14 protein-coding genes and 1 other annotated feature (1 of these 15 running past the window's edge) are annotated in these 20,798 nt (G+C 31.6%); all 14 genes read left to right on the top strand.

What is annotated here, in order from left to right; translation table 11 throughout:
- The first annotated feature begins 9 nt into the window (after positions 1 to 9).
- Positions 10 to 1,560, top strand: a complete 1,551-nt coding sequence (gene mmdA / locus KQI18_RS10275; protein ID WP_216467751.1) for a methylmalonyl-CoA decarboxylase subunit alpha — start codon at positions 10 to 12, stop codon at positions 1,558 to 1,560.
- Positions 1,561 to 1,573: 13 nt separating this feature from the next.
- Entirely contained in the window at positions 1,574 to 1,957 is a 384-nt protein-coding gene (locus KQI18_RS10270; protein ID WP_216467750.1) for an OadG family protein, read from the top strand.
- Positions 1,958 to 1,974: 17 nt separating this feature from the next.
- Positions 1,975 to 2,364 carry a biotin/lipoyl-containing protein gene (locus KQI18_RS10265; RefSeq protein ID WP_236887732.1) on the top strand — a complete coding sequence of 130 codons (390 nt, stop codon included), beginning with the start codon at positions 1,975 to 1,977 and terminating at the stop codon, positions 2,362 to 2,364.
- 25 nt (positions 2,365 to 2,389) lie between these two features.
- Positions 2,390 to 3,577: a sodium ion-translocating decarboxylase subunit beta gene (locus KQI18_RS10260; protein ID WP_216467749.1), complete on the top strand. Its 1,188-nt coding sequence runs from the start codon at positions 2,390 to 2,392 to the stop codon at positions 3,575 to 3,577.
- 349 nt (positions 3,578 to 3,926) lie between these two features.
- Positions 3,927 to 4,922: an adenosine deaminase gene (gene add / locus KQI18_RS10255; RefSeq protein WP_216467748.1), complete on the top strand. Its 996-nt coding sequence runs from the start codon at positions 3,927 to 3,929 to the stop codon at positions 4,920 to 4,922.
- Between the two features lie 176 nt (positions 4,923 to 5,098).
- Positions 5,099 to 6,250 carry a double-cubane-cluster-containing anaerobic reductase gene (locus tag KQI18_RS10250; RefSeq protein WP_216467746.1) on the top strand — a complete coding sequence of 384 codons (1,152 nt, stop codon included), beginning with the start codon at positions 5,099 to 5,101 and terminating at the stop codon, positions 6,248 to 6,250.
- An 18-nt stretch (positions 6,251 to 6,268) separates the two neighbouring features.
- Complete coding sequence (locus tag KQI18_RS10245) at positions 6,269 to 7,024, top strand: acyl-CoA dehydratase activase (RefSeq protein WP_216467745.1); 756 nt, start codon at positions 6,269 to 6,271, stop codon at positions 7,022 to 7,024.
- Between the two features lie 398 nt (positions 7,025 to 7,422).
- Positions 7,423 to 9,861: a cell wall-binding repeat-containing protein gene (locus KQI18_RS10240; protein WP_216467744.1), complete on the top strand. Its 2,439-nt coding sequence runs from the start codon at positions 7,423 to 7,425 to the stop codon at positions 9,859 to 9,861.
- Between the two features lie 200 nt (positions 9,862 to 10,061).
- Positions 10,062 to 10,763 (top strand): B3/4 domain-containing protein, encoded by a 702-nt coding sequence (locus KQI18_RS10235; protein WP_216467743.1) that lies wholly within the window; start codon positions 10,062 to 10,064, stop codon positions 10,761 to 10,763.
- 372 nt (positions 10,764 to 11,135) lie between these two features.
- On the top strand, positions 11,136 to 12,152 hold the full coding sequence (gene gap, locus KQI18_RS10230; protein WP_216467742.1) for a type I glyceraldehyde-3-phosphate dehydrogenase: 1,017 nt from the start codon (positions 11,136 to 11,138) through the stop codon (positions 12,150 to 12,152).
- A gap of 359 nt (positions 12,153 to 12,511) precedes the next feature.
- The gene (locus KQI18_RS10225; protein ID WP_420372070.1) at positions 12,512 to 13,717 is read left to right on the top strand and encodes a hypothetical protein; all 1,206 of its coding nucleotides are present in this window, start codon (positions 12,512 to 12,514) and stop codon (positions 13,715 to 13,717) included.
- A gap of 484 nt (positions 13,718 to 14,201) precedes the next feature.
- On the top strand, positions 14,202 to 18,500 hold the full coding sequence (locus KQI18_RS10220) for a 2-hydroxyacyl-CoA dehydratase (protein WP_216467740.1): 4,299 nt from the start codon (positions 14,202 to 14,204) through the stop codon (positions 18,498 to 18,500).
- A 184-nt stretch (positions 18,501 to 18,684) separates the two neighbouring features.
- A complete protein-coding gene (locus KQI18_RS10215; RefSeq protein WP_216467739.1) occupies positions 18,685 to 19,062 on the top strand; it encodes a C-GCAxxG-C-C family (seleno)protein in 378 nt (125 codons plus the stop codon).
- Positions 19,063 to 19,097: 35 nt separating this feature from the next.
- On the top strand, positions 19,098 to 20,411 hold the full coding sequence (locus KQI18_RS10210) for a hypothetical protein (protein ID WP_216467737.1): 1,314 nt from the start codon (positions 19,098 to 19,100) through the stop codon (positions 20,409 to 20,411).
- 144 nt (positions 20,412 to 20,555) lie between these two features.
- Positions 20,556 to 20,798 (top strand) — a binding site (T-box leader); it runs 17 nt beyond the window's last position.

The following is a 20,798-nucleotide window of genomic DNA, read 5'->3' as shown; positions in this document are numbered from 1 at the left end:
GGTGGTTTTATGTTGTCTAAAGAAAAGTTAGATTTACTTCAAGAAAAGAGAAGTGCAATCGAATTAGGCGGGGGACAAAAAAGAATAGATAAACAACATTCATCAGGCAAACTAACAGCTAGAGAAAGGTTGAATAGATTATTTGATGAAAATACCTTTGTTGAGTTGGAAGCATTTGTAAAACATAGATGTTCTAACTTTGGGATGGAAAAACAAGAAATTCCTGGAGAAGGAGTTGTTTGCGGATACGGAAAAGTTGATGGAAGACTAGTTTGTGCATTTGCTCAAGATTTTACTGTCCTAGGTGGATCACTAGGTGAGATGCATGCAAAAAAGATTGGTAAAGTAATGGATCTTTCTTTAAAATTAGGTGTTCCAGTAGTAGGTTTAAATGATTCCGGTGGAGCTAGAATACAAGAAGGGGTAGATGCACTTGCTGGATATGGTGAGATTTTTTATAAAAATACTTTAGCATCTGGGGTAGTACCTCAGATTTCAGCAATAATGGGACCATGTGCTGGCGGAGCAGTGTATTCTCCTGCACTTACCGATTTTGTATATGTGGTGGATCAGACTAGTCAGATGTTTATAACAGGTCCACAAGTTATTAAAACAGTAACTGGTGAAGAAGTAACTGCTGAAGAGCTCGGCGGAGCATATACCCATAATACTACTTCTGGAGTAGCTCATTTTATAGCTTCAAACGACGAAGATTGTATTAATCAAATTAAGAGACTGCTTAGCTTTTTACCTTCGAATAATTCAGAAAAAGCTCCAATAATAGAATGTCAAGATGATGCGAACAGAATAAATGATATATTAGATAGCATTGTTCCAGATGATTCTAATAAACCTTATGATATGAAAGAAATAATATTTGAAATAGTTGATAGTGGCGATTTTTATGAGGTACAACCACTATTTGCTCAAAATATTGTTACTGGGCTTGCAAGAATAAATGGTGAAAGTATAGGAATTATAGCAAATCAACCTAATTTTATGGCTGGATCTCTTGATATAAATGCTTCTGATAAAAGCTCTAGATTTATAAGAATGTGCGATTCATTCAATATACCAATTCTAAGTTTAGTTGATGTACCGGGATTTTTACCTGGAACGGCTCAAGAATATGGCGGAATTATTCGTCATGGTGCAAAGATGCTTTATGCTTACAGTGAAGCTACTGTTCCAAAAATAACTATCATAACTAGAAAAGCATATGGTGGATCGTATCTAGCTATGTGTTCAAAAGATTTAGGTGCTGATATGGTTTTAGCATGGCCAACAGCAGAGGTTGCTGTAATGGGACCAAGTGGCGCTGCTAATATAGTATTTAAAAATGATATTAAAGATGCTGAAGATAAAGATGCTATGAGGGCTGAAAAAGTTCAGGAGTATACAACTGAATTTGCAACTCCATATAAAGCGGCAGAAAGAGGATATATCGATGATGTAATAAGACCTTCATTAACTAGACTTAGACTTGCGGATGCTCTGGATATATTATCTTCAAAACGTGAAGAGAGACCGCCTAAAAAGCATGGAAATATACCTTTATAGGAGGTGGTAAACTATGAATTTACGTCAATTACTAGAAGCACTAAAAGATCCTTCAGCTTCCGTAAGTGTAGGTGATAAGCTTCTTGCTGGATTTAGTGTAGCGATAATTTCAATGGTTGTAGTATTTATTGTGTTGATTTTAATTTCTGGAATTATAAGCTTATTGGAAAGGCAGACAGATAAAACTACAAAAATAAATAAAGAAACTAAAACTCCTGCTACAATCCCTGATCACAATGAGCGAGCAGATGATGCAGAATTAGTCGCAGTTATAACTGCTGCAATAGCAACTCAAACAGGAAAATCGGCAAATAATATATTGGTAAAAAAAGTAGTAAGAAGTAACAACTATAAAACAAGTTGGGAAAATATGAAAAATAATACTAATCGATATTGAAAAGGGGGAGCTAAATAATGATAAAAAAATACAATATAATCGTTAATGGAAATAGCTATGAAGTAGAAGTTGAAGAAATAAGCTCAGAAGGAGTGCAGGTTTCAAGAGCACAATCTATTCAACAAAGTACTCCAAAAGTGCCACCAAAAGAAGCTAATAACGCTGCTTCTAAATTAAATACACAATCAGTAGGATCAGGAACAGTAAGTGCCCCAATGCCAGGAACTATAAATGATGTAAAAGTTAAAGTTGGAGATAGCGTTAAAAAAGGTCAAGTATTATTAGTACTTGAAGCTATGAAGATGGAAAATGAAATTATGGCAAGTTCGGATGGGAATGTAACATCAGTAAACGTATCAAAAGGAGCTTCAGTAAGTGTAGGAGACACTTTGATAACTATAGGATAGAAATTAAAAAAAGGAGGACTTACCCATGGTAGAGGTTATAACTAATTTTATTCAATCAATGGGTATTGTTAATATGGATTGGAGACAGTTAGCAATGATATTAGTTGCATGTCTTCTACTGTATTTAGCAATAAGTAAAGGTTTTGAACCATTATTACTAGTACCTATAGCTTTTGGTATGTTGCTTTCAAACCTTCCCCTATCTGGAGTAATGAATGGGGCAGTTTCTGTCATCGAACCAATTGGAGCGACCGTAAACAATACCTTGGAGGCAAATATAACAACGAAAACTGCAGGTGGATTACTACATTATTTATTTTTAGGGGATGAACTTGGAATATTTCCACCATTAATATTTTTAGGGGTTGGAGCTATGACTGATTTTGGCCCATTGATATCAAATCCCAAGAGCATACTACTTGGCGCAGCAGCGCAATTTGGAATATTTTTTACTTTTATAGGTGCATTGCTTTTAGGTTTTACAGGACCAGAGGCGGCATCAACAGGTATAATAGGAGGAGCTGATGGTCCAACAGCAATATACTTGACCACTAAATTAGCACCACATCTACTAGCGCCAATAGCAGTTGCAGCTTATTCGTATATGGCATTAGTACCAATTATTCAACCTCCGATAATGAGAGCTCTTACTTCTCAAGAGGAAAGAGGGATAGTAATGACGCAGAGCAAACCTGTATCTAAAAAAGTTAAAATTCTGTTTCCTATAACTGTTACTATTGTTGTGTCGTTACTTTTACCTGCAGCTGCAACACTTATTGGAATGCTTATGTTTGGTAATTTGCTTAAGGAATGTGCAGTCGCAGATAGACTTTCGGATACAGCTTCTAATGCACTTATGAACATAGTTACTATATTTCTGGGGCTCTCAGTTGGAGCATCCGCTAAAGCAGAAATATTTTTAAGTGCACAGACTTTAAAAATATTTGTACTTGGAGTAATCGCTTTTGGCATTGGAACAGCAGCAGGCGTAATCTGCGCCAAGATAATGAATAAATTTACAAAAGAAAAAATTAATCCACTTATAGGAGCAGCTGGAGTTTCTGCAGTTCCAATGGCAGCAAGAGTAGCACATAAGGAAGCTCAAAAAGAAAATCCAGGTAATTTTATACTTATGCATGCAATGGGACCAAATGTTGCCGGAGTTATAGGTTCTGCTGTTGCAGCAGGTATTTTACTTAGTTTGTTTGGTTAGATGAAGATAAAATACTCTATAATAATAAATGAGTTGTATAAAATGTGAATTTTATACAACTCATTTTCTTTTATTATTATAGAAAAGCTCTAGATAGTTTTATAGAATTTCTTGTATATTAATTTTATTGCCAAGAGTATATTCTAATCATATCTTCTTATATCCAGTTTATATATTAAAACAGATATGATTATATAAGTATGATCGCCATAGATTGTTGAATTGTTTGCTATTATCAATGATATAATATTTTATATAGATGTCTAATGTATAAGTTATACATATAAGAAGTATATTGATAAATAATTATAAATAATGATTAAAAATATTTTTACTTATGGAGGATACAATGATTGAAAATTTACCTAAAATCGATTTACATTGTCATTTAGATGGTAGTTTGAGAGTTGAAACAATTCAAGATTTAGTTATCAAAGAAGGTCTTATTGAGGAATTTGATTTGACAGATATACGAAAAGTTAAAGACATAGCAGTAGCTCCTAAGAATAGTACGTCTCTAGTAGAATATTTAAAAAGTTTTGATTTGCCTGTTGGCATAATGCAAACTAAAGATAATTTAGAGAGAGTCTCCTTTGAACTTTTAGAGGATGCTTCTAAAGAAAATATTAAATATATAGAAGTTAGGTTTGCACCGTTACTGCACACGAAAAAGGGACTTACAATAAAAGAGATAATAGAGAGTGTGCTTATAGGAATCAATAAAGCTGAAGAAAAATACGATATCAAAGGAAATCTAATTCTAGGTTGTATGAGAAATATGACTGAAGAAGATGCTATATTGATAGTAGAGGAAGGTAGAGAATTTATAGGATCTGGCGTAGTAGCAGTCGATTTATGTGGACCAGAAGACGAAGGATTCTGTAAAAAATTTACAAAAGCTTTTAATCTAGCCAAAAGCTATGGATACAGAATCACTATACATGCTGGAGAAGCTGCATCTGCAAACAATGTTTACGATGCTGTAAAAATGTTGGGCGCTGAGAGGATAGGGCATGGAGTTCGAATTAAAGATAATAAGGATGTATACAAATTAATTAAGGATAGCAAGATAGCCCTAGAAATGTGTCCTACTAGCAATGTACAAACCAAAGCAGTTGTATCTTTTAAAGAGCATCCATTTTACAACTTTTATAAAGATGGATTAAAAGTAACCATAAATACTGATAACAGAACTGTTTCAGATGTAAGTTTATCATCTGAGATTGAATTTGTACTCAATAACTTTAATTTGACTACAGAAGATTATTATGAAATATATAAGAATTCTGCAAATGCAAGTTTTGCTGATAATGATATAAAGTCTTGGCTTATTAGTCTGATATAACCTTATTATGTTTATACAATTTGACTATACTACTGTGCAACTATATAGATAAAAACAATCATAATGCTTGCGAAAAACGTGGTAAAATCTAGAATAGAGGTTCAATATATTGATTTTTGTAATTTTAATAAAACAATCAAAAACTTAGTCAAAATAAATAATTAGGGGGAATTTCAATGTCAAATTTACCAAAGCAATTTGATAGCTTTACTGATGCAAGACAAAAAGGATTTTTAAGTGCTAAAGAATTAAAAGATAGTGGAAAAAAATTAGTAGGTACTTTCTGTACTTTTACTCCTGTTGAGATACCAATGGCAGCTGGTGCAGTTACAGTTGGGGTGTGTGGTGTAAGTGAGGAACCAATACCAGATGCTGAAAAGGTTTTACCAAGAAATCTATGTCCGCTTATCAAATCTAGCTATGGACACGCTATAACTGATACTTGCCCTTATTTCTATTTCTCAGACTTGCTAATTGGAGAAACTACTTGTGATGGTAAGAAAAAAATGTATGAAGAACTTGCAAAAGAAAAAAATATGCATGTGATGCACCTTCCAAATACGGTTAAAGGTGATCTTAGCTACAAACTTTGGAAAGACGAGATAATAAAATTAAAAGAAGAAACCGAAAAATCTTTAGGTGTTACAATAACAGAAGATGATATCAGAGCTGCTATAAAAGATAAAAATGAAGAGAGAGTTCTTTTAAAAGAATTCTATGAATTAGGAAAATCTGAGCCATCTATGCTTACAGGTATGGAGCTGCATAATGTCCTTTACCAAGCAGGATTTAAATTTGATAGGGACGAGTTAAAAGCTTCTATAAGAAAAGTAATAGATGACACAAAAGAAAGATATGAAAAAGGTGAATGTCCTGTTAAAAAGGACAGCCCAAGAATACTTATAACAGGATCTCCAATAGGAGGAATCAGCGAAAAGATTATACAAACATTAGAAGATGCTGGAGCATCAGTTGTTGCTTTAGAGTTATGCCAAGCTATTAGATCAACAGACAGATTAGTTGACGAAAATATGGATGATGTTTACGATGCATTAACTCAGAAATACATAAAAATTGGATGTTCATGTATGATGGATAATGACAATAGATTCGAACTTTTGGATAGATTGATAGATGAATATAAAGTGGACGGTGTAATAGACGTAGTTCTTCAAGCTTGTCATACTTTCAATATTGAATCTTACAGGGTAAAAGAGTTTGTAACAAAAGAAAAAAATAAAGCTTTTATGTCTATAGAAACAGACTATTCAAAATCTGATACTGAACAATTAAAAACGAGATTTGAAGCATTTGTAGAGATGTTATAAGAGCTATTAGGAGGATGTATGTATAGTATAGGAGTTGACTCAGGATCTGTCGCAACCAAAGGAGTTCTGTTTGATGGAGAAAAAATAGTCAAAAAAGTAATTCTCCCAACAGGATGGAGTCCTAAAACTACATCTGAACAAGTTTATGATTTATTGTCAGAAGGAATCACCAAAGACCAAATTATAAAAACAATTGGTACTGGATACGGTAGAGGCGTAATGGATTTCGCTGACAAAAAGGTTACAGAGATAACTTGTCATACGAGGGGAATTTTTTTTCTAAATGAAAATATAAGAACAATCCTCGATGTAGGTGGTCAAGATAGTAAGGTTATAAATTTAGATAATGCAGGGAATGTATTTAACTTTATAATGAATGATAAATGTGCTGCAGGGACTGGTAGATTTTTAGAGATAACTTCTAATTTATTGGGAAGTGATATCTCAAATATAGATAAACTAGCAAGTGGAAATGAACCGGTGAATATATCAAGTATGTGTACTGTATTTGCTGAATCAGAAATAGTAAGCTTGCTTGCTCAAGATATTGCTAAAGAAAATATAGCAGCTGGAATTCTAAAATCAATTGCAAATAAATCCGTATCGATGCTATCTAGAACTGAAATAGTTGATGAGATTGCATTTACCGGAGGCCTTGCAAAAAGTAAGGTCTTAGTTAAAATGATAGAAGAATTGCTAGGTAAAAAAATATTTGTTGCCGAAGATACACAAATAATAGGTGCACTAGGAGCAGCAGTAATTGGATATAAATAAATTATTTTTTAATAAAGTTTTATAAACATAAATTAATAAAAAATTAAACTAATAAGGGGCTACTTTTTAAAATGATTAAATTCAATCATTTTTGGGACAGCCCCTTTTTTGATAACTTTTTATATTGTAAATTATTTATTAAACTTCTCAGGGAATTGTTTGATTATACCATCGACAAGTATATCAGAAAAACTTTGGTAAAGTTAAGATTTCAGATTGACGAAAAATTATAAAAAGATATTAAGAAACAGTTTTATTACAAATTTATACAAAAATAAAGTAAAATAATAAAAAAATTACAATATTGATAAAAAAAAATAAATATTTGGTATTTTTATTAAAATCTTACATTATCTGCTATAATTGTATTAGAAAAGTGAATTATTGGGGTGAAAATTATGAAGAAGAGAAAAAATTTAATAAAAAGGCTATTATCAGTTGGATTGGTAATTTCTATTTTTGTCGTATCGACAACACCAACTTTTGCATATAACAACAATTCTATAACATCTATAAATAAACCGGACTATACACAAGAGTATAAGCAATATTTAGAAGATGTTGAAAATGGAAACGCAGATAAGTACAATGGACGAATTCCAGCTCCCTATAAAATCGAGTCGACTGATGTAAAAGACAATGGTCTAGGGATTTCAGTTCCAAACTATTTGAAGAGAAAAACAAGTGCAAATTTACCGATTAGCTACGATCCAAGAAAATTAGGTTTAACTACTCCTGTAAAGGATCAAGGTGAATTAGGTACATGTTGGACTTTTACAGCCATGTCATCACTAGAAAGCTACCTAAAGTATAAAAATATGGGCGAATATGATTTTTCAGAAGAACATTTAAAGTGGTGGGCAACTAATGGTGATTATGGATGGAATTTGACGGATATGACTGGTGCTTCAAATTTTACAGCTATTGGATATTTAACATCTTGGATGGGTCCTAAATTAGAAAAGGATATTCCATACAATGGTAAGGTACCTATGGCACTTGGTGCTACAAGACCAAGTAATATGGATGCAGAAGATACACAAGTAAACGTAACTGAAGTTGTACATATAAATGATAATATTGAATCCATGAAGAACTCTGTGTTAAAGTATGGAGCTATAATATCGGGTTATGGGCATTACAATAGATATTTAAGTCAAGATAAATCATCTTACAACTGTAATGTATACCAGTACACAAATCATACAATATCAATAATCGGATGGGATGACAATTATTCTAAGGATAACTTTAATCCTGACTATAAGCCTAAAAACAATGGAGCATGGCTGGCTAAAAACAGTTGGGGACCATACAATTCAGAGGGTGGTTACCTTTGGATTTCATATGAAGACAAGACTTTGATGTCAGATACAGATAATTTTGCAATAAAAAACGTTGAAATGCCAGATGAAAGTAAGAAAATTTACCAACATGAATATGCAGGATTAGCTCCTATTGTTGGTCAAAAGATTACTGCAGCTAATGTATTTGACTTTAGCAGTGATAGTGAAGTATTGGATTCAGTGACATTTATGAGTGATAGCATAGGCTCTAAGTATAATATTTATTATGCACCAGTGGTTGGAAATTCGCCTCAAAAAGATAGAATGGTTAAAATTGGCGGAGGAAATATAGAGTTTTCAGGATATACAAATGCTGAGGTAGATTCTTATAAAATTCCTAAAGGAAAAGGAGCTATTGTAGTAGAGATAGATGGAGAAGGAACTGGAAATGTATCTATGTTTACCGAATCAGAAGTAAAAGGATACGACGGTTTTATAGCTAAAGCTGATTTGGGTGAAAGTTATATTTTAGAAGGAGATAATTTTAAGGATGTCAATTCTTCATCTGAATTTTATCCAATGAATTTTACAATAAAAGCAATAACTAAAAATACAACTTACAAAGATGTAAATAAAGAAAATTTGATAGGTACTGATAGATACGATACATCTGTGAAAATAAGCAAAAAGGGTTGGTCGACTTCTGATAATGTGGTACTTGTAAATGGAAATGCTATACCTGATGCATTATCTGCTACACCGTACGCATCATCATTAAATTCACCTGTTCTATTAACAGAGAAAAATACATTAAATAAAATTACATTAGACGAAATAAATAGACTTAAAGCTAAAAACGTATATATAATTGGTGGAGAAAATTCAGTAAGTAAATCTGTTGAAGAGAAACTTAGGTCGTCAGGTTTTGCTGTAGATAGAATATCAGGTGAAGATAGATATAAAACTAGTATGAATTTAGCTTACAAATTAAATGAAAAAAATAAAGTATCAAAAATTGCTGTAGTAAATGGTGTTAGAGGGTTGGCTGATGCTATAAGTATAGGAGCTCCAGCAGGAGAAAATAATATACCTATAATACTAGCAGACCCTAAAAGCCAAGTTAAAGACTTAGATCAATTTGAAAAGGTCTCTAATATAGAAAAAACATATATAGTCGGTGGGACGTCTTCACTATCTTCTGATTTAGAAGGTCAACTTATTAATCCGACTAGATTATCTGGTGAAAATAGAAATGATACAAATGCCAAAATCGTAGACCATTTTTACAAAGATAGTATTAACGGAAGCCAGTACAATAATTTATATGTAGTAAAAGATGGTTCAAAGAACAGCGGAGATTTAATCGACGGACTTTCAGTTGGTGCTTTAGGAAGCAAAACAAAATCACCAATACTATTAGTTGGAAATAAATTATCAGTTGAGCAAAAGGCTGCGCTGAAAGGAAAAGTATTTACTTCTGCGACGCAAGTTGGAGGAGGGGCAAATACAGAGGCTTTTGCAGAAGCATTTAAACTAATAAGATTACCTTAATATTAAGGTAATCTTATTCTAAATTCAAGGAGAATTTACTTTATAAAATAATAAAAATCCCTATAGTAAATAAATATATAATCTGTTTGTTTTTCAGGTAAATATGCTAACTTTATAAAAGAAGCAATTGACTAAAGGTTTCAATAGAAATAAAATGGATTATAATAAGAAAATATTGTAAATGTTTTGGAGGTAGCTGTATGAAGTTCAAAGTAGACAAAGAAGTATTTGATAAGTTAGAAAATGTTTGTTTTGGGGTTGTAGTGGCAAAAGGGATTGATAATACAAAAACTATAGAGAGAATTGCCAACTTACTTGATATTAGTATTGAAAATACAGAAAATTACTTTGAAGGCAAAAAGGTTAAGGAATCTGAAGAGATTATTCCTTATAGAGATGCTTTTAGAGAGTTAGGAATAAATCCAAATAAATTTATGAGCTCTATTGAAGCTATGACATCGAGAGTAGCAAAAAATAAAAAGCTACCTTATATAAATCCTATTGTGGATCTTGGAAATTCAATTTCATTAAAATACTTACTTCCTTTAGGAGCGCATGATATGGATCTTAGCAATGATGATGTTAGTGTTAGATTCTCTAAAGAAGGCGATAAATTTATTCCTTTTGGAGAGACTGAGCCAGAATTTATAGAAGGTGGTGAACTTATTTATTCTGTTGGAGATAAAGTTAAGACTAGAAGGTGGATCTGGAGACAAGGCGAAGAAGGCAAGATAACTGAAAATAGTAAAAATATATTTTTTCCTATAGATGGTTTTAAAGACAACAATGTAAATAAGATAATTAAGGCTAGAGATGAACTTGCTAAGTTGCTTAAGGAGATCTTTGAGTGTGATGTAGAAGTTGGATTGGTCGACAAAGATCATATGGAGATGGAGTTATAATTTATAAAAAATTTAATAATAAAATAAAGAGGTTGTACAGTACGTATCAGTTGTGTAATGTACAACCTTTATTCTATTTTAGCATTTTTGAACTAAAGGTAGGTAAAGGAGTCAAAAACGTGTTCTGTAATGTTTTAAAATATATCATTAAAATAGTAGAAATTGAAATTTTGAATTTAAAAATATATTTGGCAAGATCACATTGCATATAATACATACTATATTCACTATTTAAATAAAAAGTATATCATATATAGCTTTAGATTTTAAAATTGATGATAAAAATATATTTAATGTATAAAAATATTGAATATATGCTCTATATAGTGTACAATAATCATGTAAAAAGTACACGAAGGGAGAAATATATTGATGAAGATAAAAGTGGGTATGAATGGGTTTGGAAGAATCGGAAGACAAGTTTTAAGATTAGCTCAAGAGGAATTTGGTAGTGACTTGGAGATAGTTGCAATTAATGCTAGAGCAAATTGTGAAACTTTGGCGCACCTATTTACTTATGATTCAAGCTATGGAACTTTTAGAGGAGACGTTGAGATTAAAGATGAAGATACTTTACTAGTTAACTCTAAAGAAATTAAAATATTTAGACACAATGATCCAGAAGAAATACCTTGGAAAGATCTAGGGGTTGATATAGTAATAGAATCTACTGGTATATTTACTGATAAAGTAAAAGCAGAAAAGCATATAAAAGCAGGGGCTAAGAAAGTTATAATAACAGCTCCAGGAAAGAATGAAGATGTTACTATAGTTATGGGAGTTAATGAAGAAGAGTATGACAATGACAAGCATCATGTAATTTCTAACGCATCATGTACTACTAACTGCTTAGCTCCATTTGCAAAGGTACTTAACGAAAAATTTGGCATTAAGAGAGGTCTTATGACTACTGTTCACTCTTATACTAATGATCAAAGAATCCTTGATAAGAGCCATAAAGATTTAAGAAGAGCTAGATCTGCAGCAGAGTCAATAATACCAACTACTACAGGTGCTGCAAAAGCAGTTTCCAAAGTACTTCCTCAATTAGAAGGAAAATTAAATGGATTTGCTCTTAGAGTTCCAACACCTACTGTTTCACTTGTAGACTTAGTTTGTGAATTTGAAAAAAATGTTACAGTTGATGAAGTCAATAATGCACTTAGAGAAGCTGCTGAAGGTGAATTAAAAGGAGTGCTTGGATACTCAGATAAACCATTAGTATCAATCGACTATAAACAAGATAGTAGGTCATCTATAGTAGATGGATTATCAACTATGGTGATGGAAGATAATATGGTAAAAGTAGTTTCTTGGTACGATAATGAGTGGGGTTATTCTGCTAGAACAGTTGATTTAGTAAAATATGTAGCAGCAAGATTAAAATAGATTAAAAAATAAAAAAATATTTTTTATATTTTTTAATAAAAGATTATGTAGAAATTTAATTTTGATTTTCTTCATAATCTTTTTTATATTGGGTATTTTTTGATATACAACTTGACACCTGATAGCAAGTCGTCGGTTGGGATAGAGGACAATGTTAATAAATTTACAATTTAATTTTAAAAGAAAGATATCATAATTTGTCTTGCATAAGTCTGATAAATTATTGTCGAATAATGTAACGAATCAGTGTTTGCAATGGGTTGTATAGAGGTTTTTCTAGTTGCAAAGTTTTTAATTTGCCATTATAATCATATATAAGTAACATTCAAACTAAAATTTTATAATCAAAAATGGAAGGAATGAAAAAAATGGAAGAAAAGGTAACGGAGACGTTAGATGATAGGAGGAAAGTAAAACCTGTCAACACAGAAACCTTTGTATTTCTTGCCGTATTGCTAGTTGGTTTTGGGTACATAGGTAGCATAATGGGTGTAGGAACAATGTTTAAGGTCATTATGGCTACTGCGCATGCATTACTTCTAGAAACTGTATTCTTAATTATGGCTCTAGCTGTTTTAGCAGGTGCACTGAGTGCTTTACTTTCTGAATTTGGGGTAATTGCATTAATAAACAAATTGTTTAGAGGATTAATGAGACCTTTATACGGTTTGCCTGGAGCGAGTATAGCTGGTGCTATAACAACATACTTATCTGATAACCCAGCCATAATCTCATTTGCAAAAGATAAATCATTCACACAGTATTTTAAAAAATATCAAGTTCCAGCTCTTTGTAACTTGGGAACTGCATTTGGTATGGGACTTATAGTAACTACATTTATGATGTCACAAGGAAAAGAGTTTATAGTTCCAGCCTTAGTTGGTAACTTAGGTGCTATAATAGGAAGTATTATAAGTGTTAGACTAATGTTACGTCAAACTAAAAAATACTATAACTACAATCCTGAAGAAGATAAAAATAACACTGATGGAGTTACTAAAGCAGAAGAGATGAGATCGATTAGAGATGGAAACGTATTCCAAAGATCTCTTGATTCTATCCTTGAAGGCGGTAAACTAGGAGTTGACATGGGTCTTGCTATTATTCCTGGAGTACTTGTTGTCTGTACACTAGTTATGCTCCTTACATTCGGACCATCAACTGATCCAACAACAGGTCAAGCTGTTTATAACGGTGTTGCTTATGAAGGAATCAAATTACTACCTAAAATAGGTGATAAACTTGGTTTTATACTTGAACCGTTATTCGGATTTACTTCTGCAGAAGCTATAGCGTTCCCAGTTACATCACTTGGAGCTGTTGGGGCTGCAATATCACTAGTACCTAAATTTATAGCAGATGGCGTTGTTACTCCAAATGATATAGCAGTATTTACAGCAATGGGAATGTGTTGGAGTGGTTACTTAAGTACACATATAGGTATGATGGATGCGCTTAATGCAAGAGATCTTGCTGGAAAAGCAATTCTTTCACATACAATAGGTGGATTATTTGCAGGTATCTCTGCTCACTTTATATTTATGTTTATTCAGATGATATTTTAACTTTTAAATAAACTTATTTAAAGATTATTCTTAGAATATAATTGCAAAAGCACCAAAACGTTATTTAAACGTTTTGGTGCTTTTTTAATTTAAGTAAATATGATAATTTTTAATAACTTTTGAAATGATTTGTTATTTACTTATTTATTTTTTTGCTTTAATTGATAATATTTTACATATTAATTAAATGTCTGATAAAATAGTTATATGAAAGATATTGTCAAAATTTATTTTAAATTGTTTATCAATTGTAAAATTAGTGTAAAAATATATAAAGATATAGAAATATGTTACAATTTTTAGTAAACTAGCAGTTAAGTTACTTATATAATGATTTGATTATTCTACTCAATAACTACCTAGTAGATAATAGATTAGCTACTAATCATAAATTTTATAAACTAATCATAAAACTTATAGAGCAACTTACTAAAAATCAAAATAGGACTTACAATAAGATGGTTTATGTGATGGAGGTTATATTATGGAAGAATTATTTCATATAGGTGTTGATGTAGGTTCTACAACAGTAAAAGTTGTGGTGCTAAACAATAACAACATAGTTTATAAAGAATACAAAAGACATTATTCTGATGTAATAAAATCTGTAAAAGAAGTACTTAATTCTGTGTATGAGAAGTTTGGAGATAAAAAAATAACTATTGTTATAACAGGTTCTGGAGGAATGGGAATATCTAGAGTTTTGGACGTAAAATTTGCCCAAGAAGTTATTTCTAGTACAAAGGCTATTGAACATTTTAATCCTGAAACGGATGTCGTTATTGAATTAGGTGGAGAAGATGCAAAAGTCACTTTTTTAAGTGATGGTGTAGATCAAAGGATGAATGGGATCTGTGCTGGTGGTACAGGTGCTTTTATAGATCAGATGGCATCATTATTAAAAACTGATGCACAGGGCTTGAATGAGCTTGCAAAAGACTATGAAGTAATTTATCCGATCGCTTCAAGATGTGGTGTTTTTGCCAAGACAGATATACAACCCCTAATAAACGATGGGGCTAAACAAACTGATATAGCTATGAGCATCTTTAATGCTGTAGTAGTACAAACAGTGAGTGTATTGTCATGTGGTAGAAAAATAGAAGGAAATGTTGCATTTTTAGGAGGACCGCTTTATTTCTTATCCCAACTTAGGGAAGCTTTTAAGAGGGTATTAAATCTAAGTAATGATGATATTATATTCCCGGAAAATGCACAGTTATATGTAGCACTAGGAGCTTGTATCCTGTCTTGTGATGAAGAGTGTATTAACTTGTCTACATTGATTAATAAGCTTAACTCTGTTAATAGTATCGATTCCATAGATACTGATTATATAGATATTCTTTTTAAGGATGAAAAAGAATATAAGGAGTTTGAGGAAAGACATGATAAAGATAAGGTAAAAACAAAAGAGTTAAAAGACTTAAAAGGAAACTGTTATCTTGGTATAGATGCAGGATCTACAACTACTAAATTAGCTATTGTAGATAACGAAGGTAATTTACTTTACTCTCAATATGGAAGTAATCAAGGGGCACCTTTAGAGACGACTATAGAAGCTATTAATGAAATATATAAAATACTTCCTAAAGATAGTAAAATAGCTTATGCAACTGTAACAGGTTATGGAGAAGGGCTTATTAAAAAAGCTCTAAAGGTAGACAATGGAGAGATAGAAACTATTGCACATTATAAAGCTGCTAAATTCTTCAATGAAAATGTTGATTTTATATTAGACATAGGTGGCCAAGACATGAAGTGTCTTAAAATAAAAAATGGTGTAATAGATAGTATCATCCTTAATGAGGCGTGTTCATCCGGATGTGGTTCGTTTTTAGAGACTTTTGCAGATTCATTATCGATGGGTATTGAAGACTTTGCTAAAGAAGGTATATACTCTAAAAATCCTGTTGATTTAGGGTCTAGATGTACAGTATTTATGAACTCAAAAGTAAAACAAGCACAAAAAGAAGGAGCATCAATTGGAGATATATCAGCTGGTCTATCATATTCTGTAATTAAAAATGCATTGTTTAAAGTTATAAAGATCAGAAATACTGAAGAAATCGGAAAAAATATAGTTGTTCAAGGTGGTACATTCTATAATGACTTAGTACTTAGAAGCTTTGAAAAACTTATTAATCAAAATGTTGTTAGACCAAATATTTCAGGCATAATGGGTGCTTTTGGTGCAGCACTTATTTCAAAAGAATTGTATAACGAAGGATATGAAACAAAGTTGCTTAGTCAAGATGAACTTGATAAAGTAAATCTTGATGTAGATGTAACTAGATGTAAAGGTTGTTCAAATCATTGCTTACTGACAATAAATAGGTTTTCAGACGATGAGGTGTTTATATCAGGAAATAGATGTGAGAGAGGCGAAATCATACATGGTGGCAAAAAACCAAATATGAATGAAAAACCAATAAATTTATATAAATATAAATACGATAGAGTTTTTAGATATCAGCCTCTAAAGATAGAAGAAGCCCCATTAGGAGAAATGGGTATTCCTAGAGCATTAAATATGTATGAGAATTACCCTTTCTGGTTCACATTCTTTACAAATCTAGGGTTTAGAGTGATCATTTCAGATAGATCATCAAAAGATCTTTATGAAAAGGGAATAACTAGTATTGCATCAGAAACTGTTTGTTATCCTGCAAAACTAGTTCATGGTCATATAGAAAATCTAATACATAAAGGATTAAAAAATATATTTTATCCAAGTGTTACCAATGAAAATAAGGAAGACCAAAGATCAGATAACTATTATAACTGTCCAGTCGTTATTTCTTACTCTGAAGTTATAAAAAATAATGTAGAAGATCTGAGAACTAAAAATATAAATTATATGAATCCGTTTATAAGTTTAAATAATAAAGATAAGTTGAAAAAGAGGCTTTTAGACGAACTTTCAAAGCACTTTAATAGTTTAACTAAAAAGGATATCTATAGTGCAGTAGATGCTGCGACTAAGGAGCAAGATTCATTTAAAAACGAAATGCAGGCTGTTGGCGAAGAAGCTATAAAAGAGATGGAAGAAAAAAATCTAAAAGGTATAGTTTTATCAGGAAGGCCTTACCATATAGATCCAGAAATAAATCATGGGATGCCAGAGTTAATTAATTCTTTAGGAATGGCTGTCTTAACAGAGGATTCTATAGGCCATCTTGCAAACTTAGAAAGACCGCTTAGAATCGTAGACCAGTGGGTATATCACTCTAGGCTTTATAAAGCAGCAGCATATGTACGAGAAAAAGACAATTTAGAACTTGTACAATTAAATTCATTTGGATGCGGTTTAGATGCTGTTACTACCGACCAAGTTGAAGAAATTCTTCATGAAAAGTCCAAGATTTATACGGTTATAAAAATTGACGAAGGCAATAACTTAGGGGCAGCAAAGATTAGACTTAGATCTTTACAGGCGGCTATGTCCGAAAGAGAAGAAAATAATGTATATGTAAAAGATATTGAAAATAAGAAAAAGTACGATAAAAATAGTAGACTTGCAAAAGGTCATACAATACTTGCACCACAAATGTCCCCAATCCATTTTGATCTACTTGAAAAAGCTGTTAATCTAAGTGGGTTTAACATAGTGGTTATAAATGATACTGATAATAGTGTTATTGAAGAGGGGTTAAGATACGTAAATAATGATGCCTGTTATCCTGCTATTATTGTAGTTGGTCAGCTAATAAAGGCATTAAAATCGGGTAAATACGATTTAAATAATACATCTGTTGCAATTACTCAAACTGGTGGAGGATGTAGAGCTACAAATTATATAGGCTTTTTAAGAAAAGCAATGTATGATGCTGGATTTAAAGAAGTACCTGTCGTTGCGCTTAGTGTAAATGGTATAGAAGAAAACGGTCTAATGGAAAATGTATCTTTAAAACTTGTAAATAGGTTGTTTATGGCAGCGATTTACGGAGATTTGCTAATGAGGGTACTTTATAGAGTAAGACCTTATGAAAAAGTTGTGGGAAGTACAGATGCGTTATATAAAAATTGGAATGAAAAATGTAAGGAGTCTCTAGCAAAAGGAAAATTATCTGAATTTAAGGAAAATGTAATAGAAATAGTAAAGGATTTTGATAACTTAGAAATAATGGATATGCACAAGCCTAAGGTTGGTTTAGTCGGAGAGATTTTAGTTAAATTCCATCCAGTAGCAAATAACGACTTGGTCGGGATACTTGAATCTGAAGGGGCTGAGGCAGTTGTACCTGACCTAGCTAATTTCTTCTTAAGTTGCGCTTATAATACTATATTTAAACATGAATATTTAGAAGGATCAGGAAAGGCTAAGATGGCAGGAAAGGCCTTTATAAAGATTGTTGAGGCCTATCAAAAGACATATAAAAAAGCATTAAATAATAGTAAAAGATTCTCAGCACCTCAGAGAATACAGGATGTAGCAAATAGCACTAAACCAATAGTATCACTAGGAAATCAAACTGGTGAAGGATGGTTGCTTACTGGGGAGATGGTAGAACTATTAAATGAAGGTGTAAATAATATAATTTGTATGCAGCCTTTTGGTTGTTTACCAAACCACATCATAGGTAAGGGGTCAATAAAAGAGCTAAAGAGGGTTTACAAAAATGCAAATATAATTCCTATAGATTACGATCCATCTGCTAGTGAAGTCAATCAGCTAAATAGAATAAAACTTATGCTTTCTACCGCATTTAAAAACATGGAAAAAGAGCATATAGAATTCAAGGATATAACGCATAAAAGTATGGAACCTGTAAATGTATAATTTGTTTACTAAATAAGATATAAGTTAAATATCTAAATTTAAATAAAAGTATCTAAATTAAGTGTTTTATAACTTAGTTTAGATACTTTTTTGTAAATCTATTATACTTTAATTAATCTGTGTATATTACCTGGGTATTTGATATAATAAGCTTAGTATATAAAACGCATGAGGAGGATTCAATATGTGTGAAGAAATAAAAGCATCAGAGTATAATAAAAAAGGTTTAAACTGCGCAGAGTCTATTATAAAGGCTTATAATGATGAATTTAGTGCAGACATACCCGTTTCGCTTGGAAGCGGTTTGGGCGGAGGAAATGCCGTTGGAAGTTTGTGTGGTGCAGTAAATGCCACAAATATGATTATAAGTTACGAAAAAGGAAGACAAAATGAATCTGAGACAAATAGTGCAAAGATATACGTTAAAGATGCTATGAATTCAGTAACTGAAAAATATGGATCTCATATATGTAAGGATTTAAAGAGAGATAAAGTAAGTTGTAAAGAGATTATAGATTTTTCTTATAAGAACCTAAAGGAAACTCTAAAAAAAGATCTTTAATATATATAAAACTTTTGAGGAAAAGGTGGTAGGCGATGAAGTTATATGAAAACTTTATATCATCAGAACTACTAAAATACGATGTAAATGAAGATATAGTTATTTACAAAGGTCGTTATTGTGTGTACTTAGACAAAAAATACAAGTGCAGTGGGAAAGTTTACTTGAGGACTATTCCGCCTGTTTCGATTAACTTTCATGCTGATATACTTTTTGTTGAGGATATAGATGATGTAGATATAGGAAATATGGAGTTGAATTATGACAACGCTGTTTTAGAAGTACACGGCTACAAAATAACATCAGTTAGTATTAATTCTCTAGGTAAGTCTTCAATTGATGGATATTTAAATGGAAGCTATATGAGATCTAAAAATTCTTTTGTAGATTATGTAGATTTTGGGATAATAAATTCTAACAAATACTCAGGAAAGTTAATAAAAAGTGAAGATACATTATATGCAGGTAGAATGGAGTTTGAATTTAATGATTTTGTTGTAGTTCTAGATAAAAGAGAAGATTACAGGAAAGAACTTTACGAAGAATTAAAGTCAAAATCTGGCTCAATAATAACGCATGTAGGTAGAATATACAAAAAGGATAATACAAGCTTTAAAACAAGCAATATAATCGATATTCTCGATGATATATCAATAGCATTAAGCTTCGCCTGTGGAAGATACGTAGGTTTTTGTACAGCGTTAGGATATAAAGATAATTCTGTAGTATACAAACTGTGGGGAGAAAGCAGAATTTCTCCATTTAAATTTGTTCCAAATTGGACTGATACAATATCTAATCATCACAATATAGAAAAATATTTAGGTTTGATATGTAAAAAACTAGAAGATTTTTATTTTGGAAAAGCTATAAGAAATGTAGTTAATTGGTATATAGAATCCCTAAGCAGTATCACACTAGAAAATAATATTATATCTGTGCAAGTTGCTTTAGAGACACTTTCATATATAGTTTTGGTTGAACAAGAAAAAACAATCACTGATGAAGAGTTTGACAAAAATGTTACATCGAAAAATTTAAGGTTACTACTCGATTCTTGCAAAATTCCGTATGGCAAAGAAGAACTAGTATTTTTTGATGCTTGGATAAATGATAAATTTGACGACGGTGTAGATCTTTTAATTTACTATAGAAATACAATCGTTCATCCTAGTAGGAAAACTAAAAGAGCAAGACTTGAGCTAGAAGATATGTGGAATATAATAACTATTGGGACAAGGTACATTGAGCTAGTACTTTTGTATATAATAGGATATAGAGGTGAATATTCTAACCGACTAAAAGATAGATCTTATGGAGAAGTTGATGTAGTACCATGGAGTCAGTAAATTTTATTATCAACATAATCTTAAAAGAATCTAATTTTTAGAAAATTATAAATAAGGACTAAATAAATATAAATTATGTATTGACAAATTTAGTTTTATGATTTAGAATCAATTAAAACAACAAATAAAAATTGATAAACACTTTTAAATGCTATGATAAGAAATAGTAAAAGTAAGTATCTTAAACAGAGAGTTTCCGTTTGGTGAGAGGAGCACTAGATTTTACTTTGAACACATCTTTGAGCAGGACTTTGAAAGGGACTTAACCTTAGTAGAAGATTTCGGTATCCTTGCACCCGTTATAGTGCTAGAGTATAGATAACATTATTGTACTTGATGAGGTTAGTGTCGTGAGGCATTAATAAAAAGAGGTGGAACCACGAGAGT

The organism is Metaclostridioides mangenotii, assembly GCF_018917235.1.
Lineage (GTDB): Bacteria > Bacillota > Clostridia > Peptostreptococcales > Peptostreptococcaceae > Metaclostridioides.
Note: the sequence above shows the minus strand (reverse complement) of the source record. Positions and strands in the feature narration are given on the sequence as shown.